Source organism: Streptomyces otsuchiensis (assembly GCF_004305975.1).
GTDB classification, from domain to species: domain Bacteria; phylum Actinomycetota; class Actinomycetes; order Streptomycetales; family Streptomycetaceae; genus Streptomyces; species Streptomyces otsuchiensis.
In genome coordinates this window covers 1-1,378 of record NZ_BHZI01000525.1, presented here as the reverse complement: position 1 = coordinate 1,378, position 1,378 = coordinate 1, and the positions used below count along the sequence as shown (strand labels likewise).

4 protein-coding genes are annotated in these 1,378 nt (G+C 72.4%); 1 reads left to right on the top strand and 3 read right to left on the bottom strand.

Annotation, left to right across the window (positions count from 1 at the left end; all coding sequences use genetic code 11):
* Nucleotides 1–142: 142 nt before the first annotated feature.
* The 3 genes from rpsR to rpmB form a co-directional block, all read right to left on the bottom strand.
* Nucleotides 143–439, bottom strand: a complete 297-nt coding sequence (gene rpsR / locus E0D90_RS25635) for a 30S ribosomal protein S18 (RefSeq protein ID WP_130800295.1) — start codon at nt 437–439, stop codon at nt 143–145.
* Nucleotides 440–453: 14 nt separating this feature from the next.
* Nucleotides 454–759, bottom strand: a complete 306-nt coding sequence (rpsN, locus tag E0D90_RS25630; RefSeq protein ID WP_130800294.1) for a 30S ribosomal protein S14 — start codon at nt 757–759, stop codon at nt 454–456.
* Between the two features lie 73 nt (nt 760–832).
* Nucleotides 833–1,069: a 50S ribosomal protein L28 gene (rpmB, locus tag E0D90_RS25625; protein WP_130800293.1), complete on the bottom strand. Its 237-nt coding sequence runs from the start codon at nt 1,067–1,069 to the stop codon at nt 833–835.
* 114 nt (nt 1,070–1,183) lie between these two features.
* Between rpmB and rpmG the strand changes: the two genes are divergently transcribed.
* Nucleotides 1,184–1,348: a 50S ribosomal protein L33 gene (gene rpmG, locus E0D90_RS25620; RefSeq protein WP_103504744.1), complete on the top strand. Its 165-nt coding sequence runs from the start codon at nt 1,184–1,186 to the stop codon at nt 1,346–1,348.
* Nucleotides 1,349–1,378: the final 30 nt, after the last annotated feature.

Below are 1,378 nucleotides of genomic sequence, written 5' to 3'. Positions count from 1 at the left end.
GCGCCCGGGCCGCTGACCGTCACCCCCCACTGTCACGCCCCACACGCGCCACACGCGCCGCCGTCCGCCGCGTTCCCGGCCGGGGACGCGGCGGACGGCGGCGCGTGTGGCGCGTGTGGGGCGTGACAGTGGGGGGTGACGGTCAGCGGCCCGGGCGCTGGCTCTGGCCCTGGCTCGCTGACGCGTAGGGCAGCAGTGCCATCTCCCGGGCGTTCTTGATGGCGCGGGCCGTCTCCCGTTGCTGGCGGACGGTGAGCCGGGTGACGCGGCGACCGCGGATCTTGCCCCGGTCGGAGATGAAGCGGCGCAGCAGCTCGGTGTCCTTGTAGTCGACGTGGCTGATTCCTGCGGCGTCGAGCGGGTTGGGCTTGGGCGAACGGTCGCGGTCCCGTTCGCGTTCACGCGTGCGGCGGGGTGGTTTTCCGGTGGCGGCGGTCATGGCGTCGTTCCCCCTCACCAGCTGGACTTGCGGACACCGGGGAGGTGGCCGGCGTGGGCGAGGACCCGGGCTGTGACCCGGGAGACGCCGAAGGCGCGTAGGTGGCCGCGCGGGCGGCCGTCGACGCTGTCGCGGTTGCGTACCCGGACGGGGCTGGCGTCGCGGGGCTGGCGTCGCAGTTCTCGTTGGGCGGCTTCCCGGTCGCCGGGCGGGGTGAGCGGGCTGCGGATGAGCGCGCGCAGTTCGGCGCGGCGGGCCGCGTAGCGCGCCACGGTCCGCTTCCGCTGCTCGTTCTTGGCGATCTTGCTCTTCTTGGCCATGGCCGGTGGTCCTCCTCCGGGAGTGGTTCCGGTGTGGGTGGGGTGGGTGGATGGGTGGTTTGCGGCGGGGGCGTCAGACCTGCCGGCCGCGGGCGCGGATGCGGGCGACGGCGGCCTCGATTCCGATGGTGTCGACGGTCCTGACTCCCTTGGCGCTGAGCGTCAGCCGGATGTGCCGTCCTTCGCTGGGGAGCCAGTAGCGCTTGCGCTGGATGTTGGGGTCGAAGCGGCGTGGGGTGCGGCGGTGGGAGTGCGAGATGCGGTTGCCGAAGCCGGGGCTGCGGCCGGTGAGCTGGCAGTGGGCGGACATGGCGGTCGGTCTCCGGTGCTCGGTGGGTGGGGTGACGGTCGGCCGGGACGCGGGGCGTGGAGGAGCCCCGGGAATCCTTAATGAAAATGATTCTCGTTTCTGTATAGTAGACCCATGGCACGCAACGACATCCGCCCGGTGGTCAAGCTCCGCTCCACCGCCGGCACCGGCTTCACCTACGTCACCCGCAAGAACCGCAGGAACGACCCCGACCGGATGACCCTGCGCAAGTACGACCCGGTCGCCCGGCGTCACGTCGCCTTCCGCGAGGAACGCTGACCCAGCCCCGCACCACCCAGCCCCGCACCA

Coding starts and splice junctions, on each gene's coding strand:
- rpmB (WP_130800293.1), bottom strand. CDS start 1,069: ATGTCCGCCCACTGCCAGCTCACCGGCCGCAGCCCCGGCTTCGGCAAC.
- rpsN (WP_130800294.1), bottom strand. CDS start 759: ATGGCCAAGAAGAGCAAGATCGCCAAGAACGAGCAGCGGAAGCGGACC.
- rpsR (WP_130800295.1), bottom strand. CDS start 439: ATGACCGCCGCCACCGGAAAACCACCCCGCCGCACGCGTGAACGCGAA.
- rpmG (WP_103504744.1), top strand. CDS start 1,184: ATGGCACGCAACGACATCCGCCCGGTGGTCAAGCTCCGCTCCACCGCC.